The following is a 19,986-nucleotide window of genomic DNA, read 5'->3' as shown; positions in this document are numbered from 1 at the left end:
GATTATTTCATATGAACAAACACTTAAAAAAATGGGTATTGACCTTCAGTGTATTCGCGATTGGATTGGTGATCACTTTCTACCTCTCTGCGCCAAAAGCAACTTCTCAAGTCAACGAGCCAGCTGAAATCACTGGGGCGATCACCGATCAAGAAGCTGCCCAAGCATGCTTTGTCTTATTAGAAAGGAACCTGCAAGCAGCGACTGAGAAAGATATTGACGCATATACGGATACACTTGTGTTGCACGCTGAAGAAGAAACAAAAGCAGAAATGATCCCTTTCTTTGACGAATACACATTAGCCCATACCTTGCTTTCTTTTGAAGTCATCAAACAAGAAGCGAACACCATGCTCGTTGCTGCCCAGCAAAAAACGATCAACCTAGGCGAAAATAACTATCGAAACCATATTACGCAAGCCCATCACACGTTTATCAAAGAAGGTGCTGAATGGAAAATACAACAAACAGTCATGACCAATACAGAATTTCTTGACTGATTGAATCAAAAGGAGTACGAGACAATGACACAATTTGCAAATTGGCCCACCGCTTACCCTTCACCTGAATGGTTCATCCAGGACCGTTTCGGCTTATTTATTCACTTTGGGTTGTTTAGTATTGGCGCGCGTCATGAATGGTATATGACAACGGAGAAAATCGAGCCAAAAGACTACCGAAAAAGGTATTTCGATTTTTTTGATCCTGATTTATTTGATGCAAAAACATGGGCCGCCGAAGCCAAAAAAGCTGGTGTACGCTATATGGTTTTTACGACCAAACATCACGAAGGCTTCGCACTTTGGGATAGCCAACTGACTGATTATAAAGTAACCAATACTTCCTTCAAACGAGATTTTCTTGCGGAGCTACTGCCGGCTTTTAGAGCAGAAGGAATCAAAGTTGGACTGTATCACTCCTTGATTGACTGGTACCATCCTCACTTTACCTTAGACGGCTTACACCCACAAAGAGACAATCAAGTTGAAAGAGCCAAAAATGAGCAAAGAGACATCCGGATCTATCAAGATTTCATTGCCGGACAAGTAGAAGAATTGGTCACCAATTACGGCAAGATCGACTATATGTGGTTCGATTTTCCATACAGTCATCGAGATTGGGGCTGGTCAAAAGGAAAAGGTGCCCAAGATTGGGACAGCGAACGGTTGGCAGCTATCTGTCGTAAACATCAACCTGAAATGTTACTAAATGATCGACTCGGTCTCGGCCATGGTGTGGTCACTCCAGAACAGTTCCAGCCTGAAAAACCATTTGAAAAGGACGGCTTGCCAGTTCTTTGGGAGGCCTGCCAAACAATGTATGGTACTTGGGGGTATGATCGTGACAACCAAGAATGGAAATCCAGTGACATGCTCATAAAAATGTTGATTGATACCGTGTCAAAAAATGGCAATTTCCTAATGAATATCGGACCAAATGCTAGAGGAGAAATTGATTCTCGTACACTGCAGCGATTGCATGAAATCGGAGAGTGGATGCGGCTGCATCAAAGAGCCATCTATTCATGCGGACCCAGCAAGTACCTTGCGCCAAGTGATTGCCGCTATACGCAAAACAACAACAAATTGTATCTGCATATTTTCTCCTATCCATATAAGCAGATTTATTTAAAAGGGATCGCAAATCAGGTGGCGGCCATTCATTTACTCAATGACGGCTCTGAAATATCTTATCGCGGATTTGATCCTGATGAGGTCATTACCTCCACAGAAGAAACGATTCAGCCAGATGACCTTTTGGTGCTGCTCCCTACGATCAAACCAACTGTTTTGGTTCCAGTTCTTGAAATCACGTTACAACCAGAATGATCTTTCTTGCATTTGATGATCCATGCACTGCGGGTTTCCCCATGATCCTTCAAGCAGCTATTTACGTCATAACCATGCAAAAACCACTTAGTCTCCAGTTGTTTCATGGAGACTAAGTGGTTTTTGTTTATGCTGGGTTTTGATTCTAAATTTTCTAGCGATGCTTTATTGCATCAAGCCTTTTTGCCAGGCAGCATATAAAGGCGCAAATGTCGTTTTTGGTTGTTCGATACCATAAACCTTCTGGATCATGGCTGCTTGAATCCAGAATACATCCTCGATAACCGCGCGGCCAGTTCTCGCCTCTGGGATATCTGCCCAGATGGCCAACGCTATGGCGGGTGTTTGATCCAACCATTTCTCATCTACAGTCTGATTATTTGCAAAGGTCGTCAATTGGAATGTTTCTTGGATTTTTTCATAAGTAGGATACGTATAGCCGGCTGCTTCACCCAAAACATAATAGAAAAAGTTATCATTGTGATTAATCACTTGATAGCCATTTTCAAAGAAGAAAGAAACTGGAGCCATATTTGGGTTCCAACGAGTCCAGTAAGAGATTTGACACTCTTTAGATAAGGATACCTGTTCGTCACGATTCAAGCGATAGAAGCCATCATTCCACACCCGCACAGTAAATCCTAGCGACGCGACATGATCAATCATGTTATTGACGTATTCGATAAACACTTCAATGCCACTCGCCCTTTCTCCAAACCTTTCTTTGGCAGCTTCGGTTAAGACAGGATATTTTTCTAATGCATCAAAGTCGATAAACTCATCCCCGCCAATATGAAAATAGGCACTCTCGGCAAATAAGTCTCCATATTCTTCATACAAAGCTTTCATGAAAGAGACTGCCTCCGCATTCAAAATGTTTAATGCGTGTACATCTTTTTCTCCAGAGGCCATTGGTAATTGCCATTCTGGATGCGTCTTCAACGCTTGTTCCAAATGTCCTGGAGAATCTAAATCTGGAATGATCTCGATAAAATAATTTTTGGCATAAGCAATAAGCGCCTTGATTTCTTTCTTTTTAAGGTGTTCCTCTGACACGATTTCTGGAAACAAGTCGGATTCGATGCGAAACCCTTCATTTTCAGAAAAATGCAGCTGTAAATGGGTAAATTGAAACCAAGCCATGCTTCTTATTAGGGCTTTTAACGCATTCAACGAATAGAATTTACGTCCGATATCAATCATCACACAACGTTCATCGATCTTGGCAGTATGTGCAACTGGATGAGCGATTTCTTTTGCGCTGGCCAAAAGCAGGTACGCTGTTACGCCGTGAAACAACTCTTGAGAAGTGCGTCCAACGATCCGGCACGCAGTGGGATCTACCCGCACATCTTGGTTCAACTCAGCATCGATTTCAAGAATAATCGGCTTTTCCAATACGCTTAGGTCTACATTGGTTTCTTCTAACAATTGACAAACTGCATCCGCAACCTCTTTTGTATCGTTTTGATATACAAATAACTCTGAGATGATCATATATTCTCTCCTACATCTGTTTTTTTGTTTGATCCATTGCCTGTTTGTTGGTGAAGCGTCCGATATTGACCTGGCGTTACACCAACGATCGTTCTAAATTTCCTTGTATAATTAGATACATCATAATAGCCATTTTCCTGAATGATTTCCTTGATTGGCAGATCCGTTTCGAGTAAATCCTCTTTGATCTTGTTTAAACGAAGCATTTGGATATACTTGGAGAAAGTCATCCCCGTCTCCTTTTTGACAAATCGGCTAACATACGATACGGAAACATCGAATGTTTCAGCGATCGTTTCTAAGCACAATTGCGAAGAGGTAAAATTCTTTTGTGTATAGCTGATGATCGTTTCATTCATTTTTGTTTCATGTTCTTGCGGTTTCGCTTGAACTTTCTCACAAATCATGGCGATCAAGCTGTTCAAATTCGTCTCTAATTGGGTCAAATGGATGAAATCAACCATTTCTTCCGCTTTTTGCAAAATCTCTTGACCGACAAGCTGACCCCCGGTCTGCGCAATGGCATTCAATAAATAAAACCCATACATTTTTTGAACAGACGTTGAACAATTTTTGGCACTTATCTCTGAAATAAGCATATGGACTGTTTCCATTGCTACCTGCCGATTGCCTTGATTCAAGGCTTGAATCAGTTTGAGCTTTTTCCCTTCAGGATAGCTGATCGTACTATTGGTTTCTTCATACGTGATTTCTCGATAATAAACAATAGGTGTTTTACTAGCAGAATGATACGCCAATGCGGCTAACCCCTCTATATAGGAAACGTTCATGGAGGTCAAATCTTGCACAACATTGCCGATGCCGATCGGAGGCAAAACATCACATTTTTTTGAGATACGCGTGACCAACTCCTCCACAACAGCTTCCTGTGTGGTTTTTTGCGTGAACCCAATGACCAACGCAATCAACTCACTGCTCAAAATCTCTGTAGCATACGAAGAGTAGGTCGTTGTCACAACTTGTTCAATCGAATCAATCAAAAAAGATGCTTCTTGATTTCTTTCCTTTTCATTGATTGTTTTGGCATCCAATACCATTACGAAATAGTCTGTAGCTTGAAATTGAACATGAACAGCCTTTAGCAATAGCGCTAATTCATGACTTGAATAAAATCGATCGCTGATCAATTTGCGCAACACTTGCTCTCTTGCATGCGGTGTTTGTAATTGAATTTCCCGATGCAGCTCTTGGTGTTTTGTAAAAAAGTCCTCTAATGTTGTATGAACCTCTTCTATACTCAGCGCAGATTCTGCTATCTCGGCATTGTATTGCCTCACCAATCTTTCAATTCGTTCAATAGGTCTGTAACTTCGACGACCGATGAATACGACGACAATAATGCCAAGAATCAGCATGATGATAAAGGTGATGAAAAAACTATTTTGCACACGATTGACACTTTTTAGTGCACTCTCCATATTGGTGACCGATACCACTGAGATACCCAAATCAGTGTTTGGTAAGGATTGAATGAAATACTTTTGGTTTTCTTCTATAAATATTTGTTTCTCAAGGGCGGTTTCCAGCACATCGCTATTTTGAAAGCTTGCACTTACCGAATTTTTTGAGGTACTTGCGACGATTTGAAAATGATCGTTTACAACAAAATTTGTTGAGACGCCATCACTGGTCGTTAAATCCAGCATATTTTTTAAGCTGGATGCCTTGATTTCATAAATAACTGATCCATAGGCTGGCAAATCATCATTTTGCATAGGGACGACATAGAAAAAACGTGAAAAACGAATATTCGTTTCTTCTTCACTCACAGTTAATAAGGTTGGTGCATCTACATTCAGCTGATTGATCAATTGCTGTGTGTGATCCATGTCATTTTCCAGAACTTTGCCCAAAAATGTTTCGATGTTATAATTGCCTGCTGAAGAGTATAAGGTATCCTCGCGATCATTATAGTGAAGATAGATCTCTTCTACAAACTCACTTGTCATCTTATATGCTTGCAATCGCTCTTTGCCTTCCTTGGCATAATATGGATGGCTCATCGAGTTTAAGGACAGCAGATAATCCCCGCTTATTTTTTGGGTCAAATAATTTAATTGGATAAAATTATTTTCAAGTGAATATTTCAATTGTATGAGTTGATTTTTTGCCGATAATTCGACTTGCTGTTGGATACTCTTCACCGAAGCTACATACCAGATACTAGAGATGATCAAAAATGGTACTAAGAAGACGATCAAGTAAGAAAAAATTGCCTTTCCCACGCCACTAACTATCTTCTGCTCTTTTCTCTTAAATAGATATTCCATCCTTGTCCTCCTAATCTATAGGATTCCGCAAACTTTTTATGCGAAAGCATGTCAATACAGCTTAAATTTAACATCCCTTTTTTTAACGCTTTCACTGTTATTTATCATACAGTAAAACTGTTCAAAAAAACAAGAGCCTACCAGCTATATGCTTTGTTATTTATAAATTCACTTTGCACTAAAAAATTATAACAAGCACCTACTAAATTAGAATCATTGCCAAACAGGCAGCTTTCTACTTGCGGCACAACAACCGTACTCGGTATCGTATCAGCTAATCGTTGAATTTGTTTCTGCAATTCAGGGAGCAAGAAAGAACTGCTGCTGATGCCACCGCCAATCAAAATTTTTTCTGGATCTATCAGGTATTGCAATGTGTAACAGCCGACAGCCAACTTTTCAATAAAGTCTCGAACACTCGCTTGGGCCTGTCCATCACCGTTTTCAAAGAGGGCAGATACCTGGCGGCCATCTAACTGTTGCCCCTTCTGCTCACTGACTGCTTCAACCAATGCCCGGGTAGAGCCAACAATGCTCCAAATCTCCCATGGCTTTTTGTCTGTGGGGAATAACATATACCCGATCTCTCCGGCCAATAAATGTTTGCCATGAACAAGCTGGTTGTTGACCATGATGCCACCCCCAACAGATGTGCCCAAAACAATCGTAGCAAAATCACTGCAATCCCTTCCGTTGCCCAACCATTTTTCTGCGAGTAAGGCGCAATTGCCATCGTTCTCAGCATAGACGGGACACTTAAAGTGATCACGCAGATGTTTGACTAAGTGCTTGCCAAAACCTTCATATAGTTTAGATGACATGCCTATTTCTTGTGTTTTAGTATCAACTAACCCAGTACTACTGATCGCAATACCTACAAAATTCGGTTCATATGTTGTCTGAATATGGTTGTGTAATTGCGTTGTCAGTTTTGTATAATCTGAAGGCATCAAAAATGAAGAGCGCTTACAAATTGTTCCACGCTCATTTACTAATCCCAACTTGATTGCCGTGCCGCCAATATCGATTGTCAAAATATACATCCTACCATTCCTTCTATATAAAGTAACTTTAGTATAAGGAGTCATTTTGACATATGCCTATATGTAATTTCTTCACGACTATGTAAATCTCATCAAAACAGCCCTTTTTCTCTTATTTAACGACTGAAAATCGATATGATGAAACAAAATGCACCACTTTTTGTTAGAAATGATCCAGTCGATTGCGAGTCATGCTATTGCGATATTTTATGATGGATTCGCTTTTTTCTTCATTTTTGATAAAAAATGATAATGTACTTTACGCCATTACCGCGTGAAACAATGGTGACAAAGGCAAATCATTTGAATAACACTCGATTATTCGGCATACTTAGGACAGACTATAAGTCAAAATACTTGACTTAAATAAAAGTAGAAGGTGAAAACATGATTGAGTTTCAGCAGGTATCCAAAATATATAAAGGCGGCAAAGTCGCCGTTGAAGACGTGAACCTGTCTTTTGACAAAGGCGAGTTTATTTGTTTTATCGGTACGAGTGGTAGTGGGAAAACCACCTGTATGCGGATGATCAACCGGATGACTGATCCAACAAAGGGAAAGATCCTCATCAATGGGAAAAGCGTCACTGATATCAATCCCGTAGAGTTGCGTCGAAAAATCGGCTATGTCATCCAAAGTATTGGTTTGATGCCGCATATGACGATACGTGAGAATATCACATTGGTGCAAAAATTATTGAAAGTCAGCCAAGAAGAACGCAACAAAACGGCGGAGAAAATGATCGATCTTGTGGAATTGCCCCGCGAAATGCTTGACCGCTATCCAAATGAATTATCCGGCGGTCAACAACAACGGATCGGGGTCGTTCGTGCCTTGGCTGCTGACCAAGATGTTATTTTAATGGACGAACCTTTTGGGGCTTTGGACCCGATCACCCGTGACTCGCTGCAAGACTTAGTCAAAGACTTGCAAGAGCGATTGGGCAAAACTGTGGTTTTCGTGACCCATGATATGGATGAAGCGTTGAAGCTGGCAAGCAGAATTGTGATCATGAGTGAAGGAAAAGTCATTCAATTCGATACTCCTGCCAATATTTTACGAAACCCCGCAACACCGTTTGTTGAAGAATTGATTGGTGAAGACCGCTTGTTGCAAGCCAAACCAGATACCACACCAGTCAAAGATGTGATGTTGAATACACCAATTGCCATCACCCCAGAAAAATCATTACAAGAAGCCATTCGCTTGATGCGGGAAAAACGGGTCGATACATTATTGGTCACAGATGACAGCAATGTATTGAAAGGCTATATCGATGTAGAATCGATCGACCGCAACCGCGGCAAAGTCACAAGTGTAGGAGATATTTTGAATAAAGATGTCTTTTTCGTACGGGAAACAGCTTTGCTGCGTGATACTTTACAACGGATTTTGAAACGCGGCTTAAAATATGTACCCGTCGTCGATGCTGACAAGCATCTTGTTGGGATCTTGACCCGTGCTTCTTTGGTGGATATTGTTTATGATGTGATTTGGGGCGATGAGCCTTCCATCTCAGACGCCATCGAATCAGTGAAACCAGCTGAAACAGAGGGGGTCTAGTCCATGCAAAGCTTCATAGATCAATATGGCGGTCAAATCGTCAGTAAAAGTATCGAACATTTATATATCTCATTTGCCGCATTACTCCTTGGTATCATCGTCGCAGTGCCTATCGGTGTGATTTTGACTCGTTTTCCTAAAGCGGCAACCATCGTCATTGGCATTACTAGTGCGTTACAAACGGTCCCTTCGTTGGCTTTGTTGGCATTGATGATTCCAATTCTAGGTGTCGGGAAAGTCCCTGCGATCGCGGCCCTCTTCATTTATTCATTGTTGCCGATTTTGCGCAATACCTATATCGGGATGAAAAATGTCGACTGGAACTACCGAGATGTCGCTAAAGGTATGGGGATGACCAACTTTCAATCGATCATTAGTGTGGAGTTGCCGTTGGCGATCCCAACGATCATGGCAGGGATCCGCTTATCGGCTGTCTATGTATTGGCATGGGCAACGTTGGCGTCTTACATTGGCGCTGGCGGACTGGGTGACTTGATATTTAGCGGATTGAACAATTACCAGCCACCATTGATTTTTGCCGGTACGATCCCTGTAACGATTTTTGCCTTATTGGCTGACTGGTTACTTGGTTTATTGGAAAACAAACTCACACCGGTGGCTTTAAGGGGGGATGCCTAATGAAAATCAAAGCAAAATTAGCCCTGCTCTTTTCTATGGGTCTCGTTTTACTATCCGGTTGTTCTTTCCCAGGTTTGGCATCGACATCGACGGATGATACGATTGCCATCACAGGCGGCATTACTTCAGAAGCACAAATCCTTGGCGCGATCGTTGCTGGAATGGTGGAACATTATACAGATAAAAACACGACAGTGATCAATAACTTGGCCACTACGACGATCAACCACCAAGCGATGATGAATGGGGATGCCTCGATCTCTGCTGCTCGTTATACAGGTACGGACTTGACCACAACATTAGGATTAGAACCAGAATCAGACCCTGATGCGGCTTTTGAGAAGGTCCAATCAGAATTTACGAAACGCTTTGATCAAACTTGGTTTCCTTCTTACGGTTTTGATAATACCTATGTCTTCTTAGTACGCAAAGATACAGCTGAAGAATACGGCTTAGAAAAAGTCAGTGACTTAAAAGATGTTGCAGACCAATTGGTGGCCGGCGTTGATACCGCATGGATCACCCGTGTCGGTGATGGATATGACGGTTTCCAAGAAACCTATGGTTTTTCTTTCCAAAATATTTTACCGATGCAAATTGGTTTAGTGTACGATGCAGTAGATAACGGGAAAATGGATATTGTTCTAGGTTATTCGACAGATGGCCGGATCGGTAGTTATGATCTTGTGATGTTAGAAGATGATCTCCATTTCTTCCCACCTTATGATGCTGCACCGATCGTTGACAACAAATTATTGGAAGAAACCCCTGAAGTGGGTGATGCATTGAATCGATTAGCTGGTACGATCGATACAGAAAAAATGCAAGAATTGAACTACCAAGTCGACAATGATTTATTGGAACCTACCGTTGTTGCGGAACGTTTCTTAAAAGAAAATCATTATTTTGAAGGAGAGTGATCCTATGGCTGACATGAATTTACTGCAACAATTTCTGTTTTACTTCCAAGAAAATGGCGGCTATGTTTTCACGCAATTTCTCCGCCATTTCTTGATTTCGATTTACGGTGTCCTTTTTGCATCGATTGCGGGCATCCCGATCGGTATTTTGATTTCGAAAAAAATACGTTTGGCAGACTGGGTGATTCGTTTCGCGAATATCATCCAAACCATTCCTTCCTTGGCGATGATTTCCATTTTGATGATCGGCATGGGGCTTGGTGTCAATGTCGTGATTTTGACGATTTTCCTTTATTCTTTATTGCCAATCATCAAAAACACTTATACTGGTATGCGCCAAGTTGACCGCAATACATTGGATGTCGGTAAGGGAATGGGCATGACCAGTTGGCAACGTCTCTACATGATTGAATTGCCATTGTCTGTATCGGTGATCATGGCTGGGGTCAGGAATGCCTTAGTCGTGGCAATCGGTATTACTGCCATAGGCGCATTTGTGGGTGCTGGTGGTCTAGGTGATATCATTATTCGGGGAACGAACGCTACAGATGGCGCCTCGATTATCTTAGCAGGTGCATTGCCTACTGCATTGATGGCCATCATTACTGACTTAGGATTGAGTTTCATTGAACGTCGATTAGATCCTGCAAGTCGGACATCGAAATAAAAATCAACCGAATCATCCGGTTCTAAAAAATAGAAAAACACGTCTCAGATAAAACTGAATGCATGGCACCTGCTCCCGTGCAGGACATGATTCATTTATCTGAGGCGTGTTTTTTTCATACAGTGACACAGCAGAACAATTGATTCCTGTAAGAAGATCAAAATCAGTTCCTTATGCAGCAATTGAAAAGAATCCCCCTGTGGCAGACTATCCCGAATTGATATTGATGCTGAATACCGCTTATTCAAGATGGTGAAAAAAGCCTTGAAACGGCTATCTATGCATTTGATCAAGCAATGCTGCATTTTTTGTCAGAAAATCAGTCTTATTTTCAATCAGCAATAGCGCTAAACATACGCCAAAAGCCTGCACGATCCAGAATAGATCGTCCAGGCTTTTGGCACTATGCTTTATTCTCTTTCCATCCCATAAACTTGCGCTTCATAAATCCTCGCTGCAGAGTCTGCACCTTGTGTCGGCTTATCGATGCTAAGCTTCACATAACGGACCTCTTTTGCCGCAAAAGTATTGTTTGTTTCCGCGCTTTCGTTTGTTAATGTACGGGAAACTGCTTCAAACGTTTTGCCGTCCTCACTCACCAAAATCGTATACGCCCGGCTGTTCATATCGGGACTTTCGCCGCCTGCTTCGGCATGGGCAATATGGACCTCGCTGACTATCTGGACACTGCCCAAATCAATCGTCAATTCATGTGGCCCGTTGCCAGTGGCACACCACTTGGTGCTGGTATCACCGTCCACTGCAAACTCAGGCGCTTCTGCATCATTGACAAACGAACTTGCGCTAACCGCTGCCCCTTCTGATAACAGCGTTAATTCTTTAGGGGCGTCCTCACGAATCGTGATCAAATCGGTCATTTCGAGCGGTGTTTCTCCTGATGCATTTTTGGCTGTTAACGTGACAGTATAAGTGCCAGCTTGATCAAACGTCACTTGTGGATTGTCATCGGTACTTGACTCAATATTTCCTCCTTCAAATGACCAACTCACCTCTTCGGTATTGCTAGATGATGTGTTGGTGAAAGTGATCGTTTCCCCAGGAGCTGCCAATGTTTTGGAGGCTGTGAAGGATGCTTTTGGTACTTGATTGTCTGGCCAAGTAATCTCGACTGTATCAGACAACGCACCTCTTTTGCCATATTGATCGACTGGTAAAACAGCAAATACTGTTGTATCCGTATCTTGTCGGTCCAAGGCATTCAAATAGAAATTCTCTGAAGGGGTCGCGCCTAAGAATGAACGGCTACCATCTTCATTGATTTGATACAACTCATAAAAGCTGGCTTCATCTGTAGTTGCTTCCCACGTAAAGCGAACGCCTGCATAATTGCCTTCTTCTTCATCAAATAAAACATCTTCTACTTGCAAGTTGTCGACACCCATTTGGCTTTCTTGATGATCTCCGATGGTCAATTGCCCCAGATTCATTTCATATACATCATTCGTTGCATCGCTGCGAATGGCTAATCCAATATCTGTCACCGTTTTATCTGCAAATTCTTTCACATCATAACTAATAGTCGTCCAATCTGTTCCGACCTCTTGATCGCCTGTAACGATTTCTTGACTGCCATCTTTAAATGTGAGTACCACTGACAATGCGGTTTTATCTGTTGCTTTGGCCGTGGTGGTGATTTTGGTTGCTGCATCAAGATTGATTTGGGCATGATATAGGGCCATTTGACTCGTTGCCCCTTCCGTCATTTGTCCTCTAAGCTTCAAGGCATTTCCGCCATTATATGCATCAGCATAATTGACAGATACCGTTAGCTGGTTGCCTTCTTCATGGTCAAATACCCAACGATATGTCGGCAGGATATCTTGTAAACTGCGGTTATTCCAATTGCGGCTGGACACTTTTTCACCTTCGATAAAATAATTATAGCCATTGCCTAGATTGAAATTTGTGACAAAAGGCGAAGAGGTGATTGCCGTTTGTTCCAGCGCATAGGTTGAAATGCCTGGCCATTCTGTATCTTCCGGTAATTGACTTTCACGTGGATCACCTGAAGTATTGACCCAAAAGGCATTTTCTTTGGCTTGGAAATCATCCGGCGTACTGGATGATGTATAGGTCCAACTAGGTACATATAAGCCCAATGAAGTATAGGGAATACCCTGATCATCTGTGAAGAGATCCCAGCGAACGGGTGTTGAATAGCCATTTTCTTGGACATCGATCCCTGCCAATAAGTTATAGGGATCAAAGCCGATTTCTTTGGCTTTTTCATTCGATGCCTTCAATAATTCTTGATCCGCCAGACGATCACTTGTCCACCAAAAATTAAGGAACATGCTATCTGATAAAGGTTCCATGTCAGCATTGACTAAGTAGTCTTTATTCTCATCTGTCAACGCATTTTGCCAATCCATCTTCCCATCTGTTGTCATCGAATCGTACCACATGATATCTAAACTGTCTTTGGCTTGTTCTTTGAATTGCGCAATCAATTCTTGCATCGCTTTGGCATGGGCTTCATTCAAACCGTCTTCAGCTGATGTGTCTTGTGTACTGCCATCAGAAGCTTCATCAAAACTCGTCACAACTGTATCTGTTTCTTGGTTAAAGAACCATCCATCGAACCCATAGGTCTCAGCAACTTCGATCAATTTGTCCACGATAGGGAATTTGCCTTGATCATCTTTTTCTAAGAATGTGTCTAACCACTCCAGCTTACCACCATGGGCCGTCTGCGGGAAAAAGACCGTACCTAGTACAGGCACCCCGTTCTTGTGGGCCGCATCTGTCACATCTGGACTTGGTGGCACGATGATCCCTTCCCCTGAAGAACCACCCCAATAAACCAATTGATCGATATATTGCCAATACGAAAAGACATTGGCATCGAAGGTGTTGATGCCTCGCGGCGCGTTGCCGCTGGTACTGCTGTTCATGATCGACAATGCAACGACTTTGGTTTCTGCATGCTGCGTGTCATTCATTTGCGGCAAACTATCCTTGTCCACCCTTTCAGCTAATGGGACAACACTGGTATTGTATTTTGCGTCAGGATCATCTGCGAATGACCATGCCAATAAATCTTCAGGAAACCAGTATGAAGACTCTGGTTGATTATCCATTGCCTTTTCGATCGTACTTTTTGCTGTTTCCTTATACTTCGTTTCTGCTGTTTCTGCTTCACTTTGATTGCAGCCCGCAAGTTGTGCGGAAGCGGCCAGCAGAAGTATCGCTGCCCCTACCTTTTTTACACTACTTTTCACGCTTCTTCCTCCTTATATTCTATTCACTCACTCGTTATTAAAACTAGTGAGGTAATACCAACTTGATATGTTCTGGGGAGTGCTCTTACATCCAAGATAACGCTTCCACCAAAGAATATATAGGAACAAATTAAAGATATACTGCAACAAATTTAAGTCTTTTATGCATTCATTTCTTTAAACCATGTTTTTTTATATAAAAAAGAAACAAGCAGCTGCCTGATTATGCTGCTTGTTTCTTCGCTATCTTCTGACTATATCTTCTGATTGAAACTTGTAGATAAAGGGATCCATACACGCATTTCCCCCTCACCCCGATTCCCCCATAAGTGATAAGGGATCATGCGCCAGTTTTTTGATGAATATTCTTCCTTCATGGGCAGATAGAGGGCTTCTTGTGTCCATCTTTGGCTTTGGTATCCATCAAAACTTATTTCTAAGGTCGTTGACCATAACTTCTGATTTTCTGTTACTCTAAAATTCACTTGATCAATAGGCAATCGACATTGAGAAATCCCCTTGCCATTGTCTGCTTCTTCTAGACAATAGATGAACGGGCCACGTTGAATCGCCACTTGATTGATATCTTGATTGACTAGTGGATTGGCCCTAAGAATCTGAACAGGCTGTTGAAATGTGATTTTGGCTTGAATCTTTGTCGTTGCTTCAAATATAATTGTCTCTCTCGTTTCCTGCCATACCTGTTCACTCTCTATTTGCACTGATTCTAGCCATTTTGGCTTATAGAGAACAATTTTTTGTGCAATTCCACTGTAACTGATCGTCACTTGATCATCAAAGGGAAAGTTTCCAAATTGTTGAATGGTAAATTGTTCAGCACACGTTAACCGACTCGCAGCAAAAAGATTGATAAATAGCGTATCCCCTTCCCGGGTATAGACAAAACGCTGCAATGAACTGATCATTCGCGCAAAGTTTGGCGGGCAACAGGCACATCCTAACCAATCTGGACGTTGCGTCTTCACATGCCCCTTGTCAGGATTATGATGACAGCTATCCGGCATGACTTCCAATGGATTGACATAGAAGAACTGTTTGCCATCGATCGATGCACCTGACAGCACGCTGTTGTACAATGCTCGCGTGAGCACGTCTAAATATTGATGATCTTGCGTCAATTTAAACATTTCGAATGAAAACTGGACTAACGCTATCGAAGCACACGTTTCACAATACATCGTGTCATTAGGCAAATCGTAGGCACCGATAAAGGCTTCTCCATGAACTGTTCCACCGACACCGCCTGTTACGTACATTTTTTTATGCGCTATATCTTTCCAAATCGCTACACACGCTTCTGTTAATGCTTGATCTTTGGTGTGTTGAGCCACTTTTGCCATTCCACTTGCCATATAGAGCATCCGGACGGCATGGCCTTTGGCTTCTCGTTGATGTTTCGGCTGATCATAGGCTTGTAGATACATTAAATCGACAGTTGGCTGTTCAGTGGATAAGCCTTGCGTAATATTTTCAGCAATTTCTTGCGCATAAAAATGCGGATCCTCACCTCTAACCTCTAAAAAAAAGGCCGCCAAATCCAAATAGATTTCTTTATCAGTATGTTCAAACAAGCGCACAAGCGCCAACTCTATTTCTTGATGTCCATCTGCACCTTGGATTTGACCGGCTTCTCGTCCAAAATGCTGCATAATATTTTGGACATTTTTTTCAGCAATTTCAAGCAATTGTTTCTTCCCTGTCGCCAAATCATAGGCAATAGCCGCTTCTACCAAATGCCCCGCACAATATAATTCGTGGCTAAAATACAGTTGTCGGTATTTAAGTTCTGGCCTTGTCAATTGAAAGAATGTGTTTAGATACCCATCCTCTTCTTGTGCTGCGGCTAGTAGCTCAACTACTTCATCTACAACGATGATCAATGCCTCATCTTTTTGATTGATCAAACTATAGGCAGCTGATTCGATCCATTTGTAGACATCACTATCTTGAAAAAACCAGCCAAAGTGTTCCCCATCGTTTTGTTTGGCTGCAATACGAAAATTTTCTAAAGCATGGCTCTTGCCTGCAGGTAAAGAAGCATCTTCTCTTTCTGCCTGTACATCCACATCAAGTGCATCATTTAGCACTTGATACTGATAGGGAATCGTTTCTTCTTTCACAAGTTTCTGATAATTTTGCCAAAATGTGTCATTCAAAGTCACTGCATGTAAGTCAAATTCTTTCATGATTTCACCTTTCTTTATCCTTTCATTATCTGCGCAAAAATATAGTAACCGTCCGTTCTGAGACAGATTATCTACTCATGAGAAGAATCGATCTTTATGCCGATAAATGGATATCCTTGTTGATTGATACCTGATAAGCATAGTTTTTTCTTGCCATCAACCTGTTCAAAGTAGGCCACAAATACTTGTCCATTCCAGAGGTAACTTTTCCCGCTTTTGTTGAGATTGTCCATCGTTACCTGTTGCGAAAACGATACTTCGGATGTTGCATCGAACTGGATTATTTCCCATTCACCCAACAACGCTTCTTCCGTTGGTTCTTCCTCATAGGCCTTTTGATACGTGACTGCAGATGCGACTGGCCAACCTGTATTCAGCCAATACAATTTGCGGACATTCAAATAAAAATCATCGCTGAATGGTTGCCTGCGGGCATGATGTACGAGATAACAGTCTTGGTCTGAAGCTTGAAATATCGAATTATGTCCAGGGGCATAAACCGTGGGTGAGTGAGAAAATTGATAACTTCCCAGCAGCTTTGTGCCTATTTCAGCCGGATCGATCTCTTGATCGGTCATAGCATTTCCCCGCCAATCCAAATAAGGGCCAGTGATATCCTTTGACCGAGCGACACGTATATGATACGAATCATGTAAAGAATCAAAAGATACAAACAGATAATACATATCCCTTTGCATATCATAATGGATAAATGCCCCTTCAATCGCAGTATCTACAGAAGCTGGACGATAAGCAATACGCTGACCATAGCCCGCAGCAGCTAATTTCCCCGTTTCCTTATCGATAGGTGCGAGATAAATCCCGCCAAAAAAAGAGCCATACACTAACCATTGATCTCCTTCACGATCAGTCACGATGTTCGCATCGATGGCATTATGATCAGCCAACAATGGCGATGTCTTGACGATCTCTCCTTGGTCGATCCAAGGGCCTAAGGGATGCGGCGCTGTTGCTAATCCAATAAAGGATGTGGTACTGCCAAATGTAGATGCAGAATAGTACATACGAAATGTCTGCTGGTATTGGATGACTTCCGGCGCCCACAAACCTTGTGCTTGGCTCCAATCAACCGCCTGTGCAGGCATTTCAGATAAGGCCGTTTTTTCAAATTGCCAATGTATCAAATCCTTTGAACTACGAATAGGGATACCTGTAGTAATGGGTTGCTGTGTATCTGTTGAAAATAAATAATAAATTCCTTCATGTTCAATGATCGTTGGATCATGAACGCCGTTGATATCATTCATCTCTTTTTCTCCTTTTTCACGAATACTGAGCGAATAGCACTATTTGCCCTTAAAAATAAAATAGGACCATGGCTATGGATCAATAATAGAGAATATATGGATAGATTCTCATCATTTAGATCCTACTGACCACAGTCCTATTTTTATTCGAGCCACTTTCCCACAGGACAGTTTTTATGGGCCAAATTAGCCCTAAATTTGTAGAAGCAGCCACACTTACTGCAAGTATGATTGATTCGTAATGGACAAGCTTCACAGATAGCGATTCTGTTAGCCGCTACTTCAGGCATCGACAAGTCGATTTCCATCTCCAATTGCTCGGCAATCAACTGATCAATATGCGCACTTGCTGTCGCTGCCTCATCTTTGATGTCGCATCCCTTACAAGTCATCTCATATAGACAAAGAAATGGTTAGGACACTCATTGGCGGTACTGTCACTGACAACTGATTCTCTGAAACTTGGTAATCATGAAAAGCTTGGATTGCCACAGTATCAGGATGATCAAAGTCATTATGGGCGTGCATCGTATCTCCTGTGAGATAACGTGCTTCTTTAACTGCTTTGATAGTCGATTCTAGTGAGAAGGACAATGATTCCGTTGCTTTAATATCAAAATTACAGATGGATAAATTGAGCGTGTCTTCTTTTTTAGAAATCGTATAAGTGATGTGTCCGCCTTGATCGCCATGGCTGTCGATTTTTTCTGCATCTTGATGGACTTTATATAAATCAAACACATGATAACTTGGTGTTTTCACCATCTGCTCACCGTCTGTGAGGATCATTGCCTGTAATACATTCACGGTTTGCGCGATATTGGCCATATGGACACGTTCCGCATGCTTGTGGAAAATATTCAGTGTAATAGCTGCAACCATCGCATCACGAATCGTATTTTGCTGATATAAGAAACCAGGATTGGTGCCAGGTTCTGCACTAAACCAAGTACCCCATTCATCCACAATGATCCCAACACGTTTTTCAGGGTCATATTGATCCATAATGGCACTATGACGTGTGATCAACTCATCCATATACGCAGCTTTCTCACAAGTAACAAACCATTCTGCCTCATCGAAGTCTAGCGCACTGCCTTTTTTCTCCCAGCCTTGAGGATGCACGTAATAATGCAAGCTTAGTCCATCCATTAGCCAATGGGCATTTTTCATCAATGTTTCAGTCCAATTGTAGTCATCTACATTGGCGCCGCCCGCGACTTTATATATTTTTTGATCGCCATATTGACGGACATAGGTTTGATAACGACGATACAAATCAGCATAATACTCTGGACGCATATTTCCGCCACAGCCCCAGTTTTCGTTGCCGACACCAAAGAATTTCATTCGCCAAGAGGATTCGTGCCCATTTTCTCTTCTGAGATCGGCCATTGGTGAGATCCCATCCATCGTGATGTACTCGACCCATTCCGACATTTCTTGGACAGTTCCGCTGCCGACATTGCCATTCACGTATGCTTCACACTCAAGCTGTTTCACCAATTCGAAAAATTCATGGGTACCGAAATGATTGTTTTCTGTCACGCCGCCCCAATGGGTATTCACCATGGACTTACGGGTTTCTTTTGGTCCAATCCCGTCTTTCCAATGGTATTCATCAGCAAAACAGCCACCCGGCCAACGCAGCACAGAGATTTGAATATTTTTTAAGGCTTCAACGACATCTATTCGCATGCCATTTTTATTTGGTATGGGTGAATCTTCTCCAACATACAGCCCTTCATAAATACATCTGCCTAGATGCTCAGCGAAGTGTCCGTAAATATATTTACTGATAGTTGTACCTGATTTTGTGTTTAAGATTTTGATTGTCAATCAGTTCACCTTCGTTTCTACTTTAGTATTTGCTACAGGTTCACCAAAAATTGGAAAGCCTTGTTCATCCCATGTAAAGGTTTGGGCAATGGCATGTCGATTGGGATTTGCTAGCGGATCACCCACTTGGTTTTTTTCTGGTCGTGAATGGTAAACCAAAATATCTTCTCCTGTTGATCCTTTGGTAAATGAATTATGACCGGGTCCAAATTGTGCATGTCTCACAGATGTTTGAAATACTGGTTTTTCACTTTTATGCCATGAAAATCCATTCAACAGATCACTCGATTCATCTGCCCAAAGCAGACCCATGGCATAATTTTCATCAGTTGCACTCCCTGAATAAGTAATAAATACTTTTCCATTACGAATAATTACTGCAGGACCCTCATTCACTTTAAAGCCTTTTTTTTCCCATTCGTACTCTGGAATCGAAAGAAGCACTTGCTTTCCTTGTAATGTCCATGGATTTTCCATTTTGGACAGATATAGATTTGAATTACCAGGAATACGAGGATCTTGTTGCGCCCATACATAATATAATGATTTTCGATGTTCAAAAACTGTACCATCTAAGCTGAAACTTTCAAATTGGGTTAAAATTTGACCTTTCTCGACCCATTCTCCTTCAAAGGGATTTTCATTTGAATTTTCAATAACAAACATCCGATGATGATGCTCTTCGTCTCTAATCAGCTCGTCATCACTTGCTGCAAAGTAGATGTACCATTTTCCTTGAATAAAATGGATCTCAGGCGCCCAAATCAACTGGCTCATTGGGCCTGTTTTGTGAGCATACCAAATGTTTTTTCTGTCACCTAACGCCAATCCGTTAAGACTTTTTGCCTTGCGAATCTCAATTGATTGGTATCCAGGAACAGATCCTGTAAAATAATAGTATCCATCTGTATGCAGATAGACCCATGGATCCGCACGTTCATATACAATTGGATTCTGTATTGTTTCTGCATTTGATTTCAT

The 19,986-nt window shown here is 41.8% G+C and carries 15 protein-coding genes; 6 read left to right on the top strand and 9 right to left on the bottom strand.

Going from position 1 to position 19,986, the window contains the following annotated elements:
- Positions 1–11 precede the first annotated feature (11 nt).
- Both IGI41_RS02080 and IGI41_RS02075 read left to right on the top strand, forming a co-directional pair.
- On the top strand, positions 12–500 hold the full coding sequence (locus tag IGI41_RS02080) for a hypothetical protein (RefSeq protein WP_430611025.1): 489 nt from the start codon (positions 12–14) through the stop codon (positions 498–500).
- A 24-nt stretch (positions 501–524) separates the two neighbouring features.
- Positions 525–1,829 (top strand): alpha-L-fucosidase, encoded by a 1,305-nt coding sequence (locus IGI41_RS02075; protein WP_430611024.1) that lies wholly within the window; start codon positions 525–527, stop codon positions 1,827–1,829.
- A gap of 165 nt (positions 1,830–1,994) precedes the next feature.
- Here IGI41_RS02075 and IGI41_RS02070 read toward each other — a convergent pair whose 3' ends face one another.
- The 3 genes from IGI41_RS02070 to IGI41_RS02060 all read right to left on the bottom strand — a co-directional run bounded on the left by IGI41_RS02070 (position 1,995) and on the right by IGI41_RS02060 (position 6,660).
- Positions 1,995–3,326, bottom strand: a complete 1,332-nt coding sequence (locus IGI41_RS02070) for a family 20 glycosylhydrolase (RefSeq protein ID WP_430611023.1) — start codon at positions 3,324–3,326, stop codon at positions 1,995–1,997.
- Entirely contained in the window at positions 3,323–5,617 is a 2,295-nt protein-coding gene (locus tag IGI41_RS02065; RefSeq protein ID WP_430611022.1) for a helix-turn-helix domain-containing protein, read from the bottom strand. The genes IGI41_RS02070 and IGI41_RS02065 overlap by 4 nt, the downstream gene beginning before the upstream one ends.
- Positions 5,618–5,754: 137 nt before the next feature.
- Positions 5,755–6,660: an ROK family protein gene (locus IGI41_RS02060; RefSeq protein WP_430611020.1), complete on the bottom strand. Its 906-nt coding sequence runs from the start codon at positions 6,658–6,660 to the stop codon at positions 5,755–5,757.
- Positions 6,661–7,047: 387 nt separating this feature from the next.
- On the opposite strand from IGI41_RS02060, the gene IGI41_RS02055 reads away from it, so the two are divergent.
- Genes IGI41_RS02055 through IGI41_RS02040 form a run of 4 tightly spaced genes read left to right on the top strand, consistent with a single transcriptional unit; the run spans position 7,048 to position 10,449 of the window.
- Complete coding sequence (locus IGI41_RS02055) at positions 7,048–8,223, top strand: betaine/proline/choline family ABC transporter ATP-binding protein (RefSeq protein ID WP_430611018.1); 1,176 nt, start codon at positions 7,048–7,050, stop codon at positions 8,221–8,223.
- A 3-nt stretch (positions 8,224–8,226) separates the two neighbouring features.
- A complete protein-coding gene (locus IGI41_RS02050) occupies positions 8,227–8,862 on the top strand; it encodes an ABC transporter permease (protein WP_430611017.1) in 636 nt (211 codons plus the stop codon).
- Positions 8,862–9,782, top strand: a complete 921-nt coding sequence (locus IGI41_RS02045; protein ID WP_430611016.1) for an osmoprotectant ABC transporter substrate-binding protein — start codon at positions 8,862–8,864, stop codon at positions 9,780–9,782. Before IGI41_RS02050 ends, IGI41_RS02045 begins: the two co-directional genes overlap by 1 nt.
- A 4-nt stretch (positions 9,783–9,786) precedes the next feature.
- Entirely contained in the window at positions 9,787–10,449 is a 663-nt protein-coding gene (locus tag IGI41_RS02040; protein WP_430611014.1) for an ABC transporter permease, read from the top strand.
- Between the two features lie 410 nt (positions 10,450–10,859).
- Here IGI41_RS02040 and IGI41_RS02035 read toward each other — a convergent pair whose 3' ends face one another.
- The 6 genes from IGI41_RS02035 to IGI41_RS02010 all read right to left on the bottom strand — a co-directional run bounded on the left by IGI41_RS02035 (position 10,860) and on the right by IGI41_RS02010 (position 19,986).
- Entirely contained in the window at positions 10,860–13,691 is a 2,832-nt protein-coding gene (locus IGI41_RS02035) for an endo-beta-N-acetylglucosaminidase (protein ID WP_430611013.1), read from the bottom strand.
- 254 nt (positions 13,692–13,945) lie between these two features.
- A complete protein-coding gene (locus IGI41_RS02030) occupies positions 13,946–15,898 on the bottom strand; it encodes a glycoside hydrolase family 127 protein (RefSeq protein WP_430611012.1) in 1,953 nt (650 codons plus the stop codon).
- 71 nt (positions 15,899–15,969) lie between these two features.
- Entirely contained in the window at positions 15,970–17,166 is a 1,197-nt protein-coding gene (locus IGI41_RS02025) for an arabinan endo-1,5-alpha-L-arabinosidase (protein WP_430611010.1), read from the bottom strand.
- Positions 17,167–17,309: 143 nt separating this feature from the next.
- A complete protein-coding gene (locus tag IGI41_RS02020; RefSeq protein WP_430611009.1) occupies positions 17,310–17,558 on the bottom strand; it encodes a DUF6171 family protein in 249 nt (82 codons plus the stop codon).
- Position 17,559: 1 nt separating this feature from the next.
- Positions 17,560–19,005 carry an alpha-N-arabinofuranosidase gene (locus IGI41_RS02015; protein ID WP_430611008.1) on the bottom strand — a complete coding sequence of 482 codons (1,446 nt, stop codon included), beginning with the start codon at positions 19,003–19,005 and terminating at the stop codon, positions 17,560–17,562.
- Positions 19,006–19,986, bottom strand: coding sequence for a glycoside hydrolase family 43 protein (locus IGI41_RS02010; RefSeq protein WP_430611007.1), 981 nt, complete (start codon positions 19,984–19,986; stop codon positions 19,006–19,008).

It is taken from the genome of Enterococcus sp. DIV0876 (genome assembly GCF_050529585.1).
Taxonomy (GTDB): Bacteria; Bacillota; Bacilli; order Lactobacillales; family Enterococcaceae; genus Enterococcus_D.
Note: the sequence above shows the minus strand (reverse complement) of the source record. Positions and strands in the feature narration are given on the sequence as shown.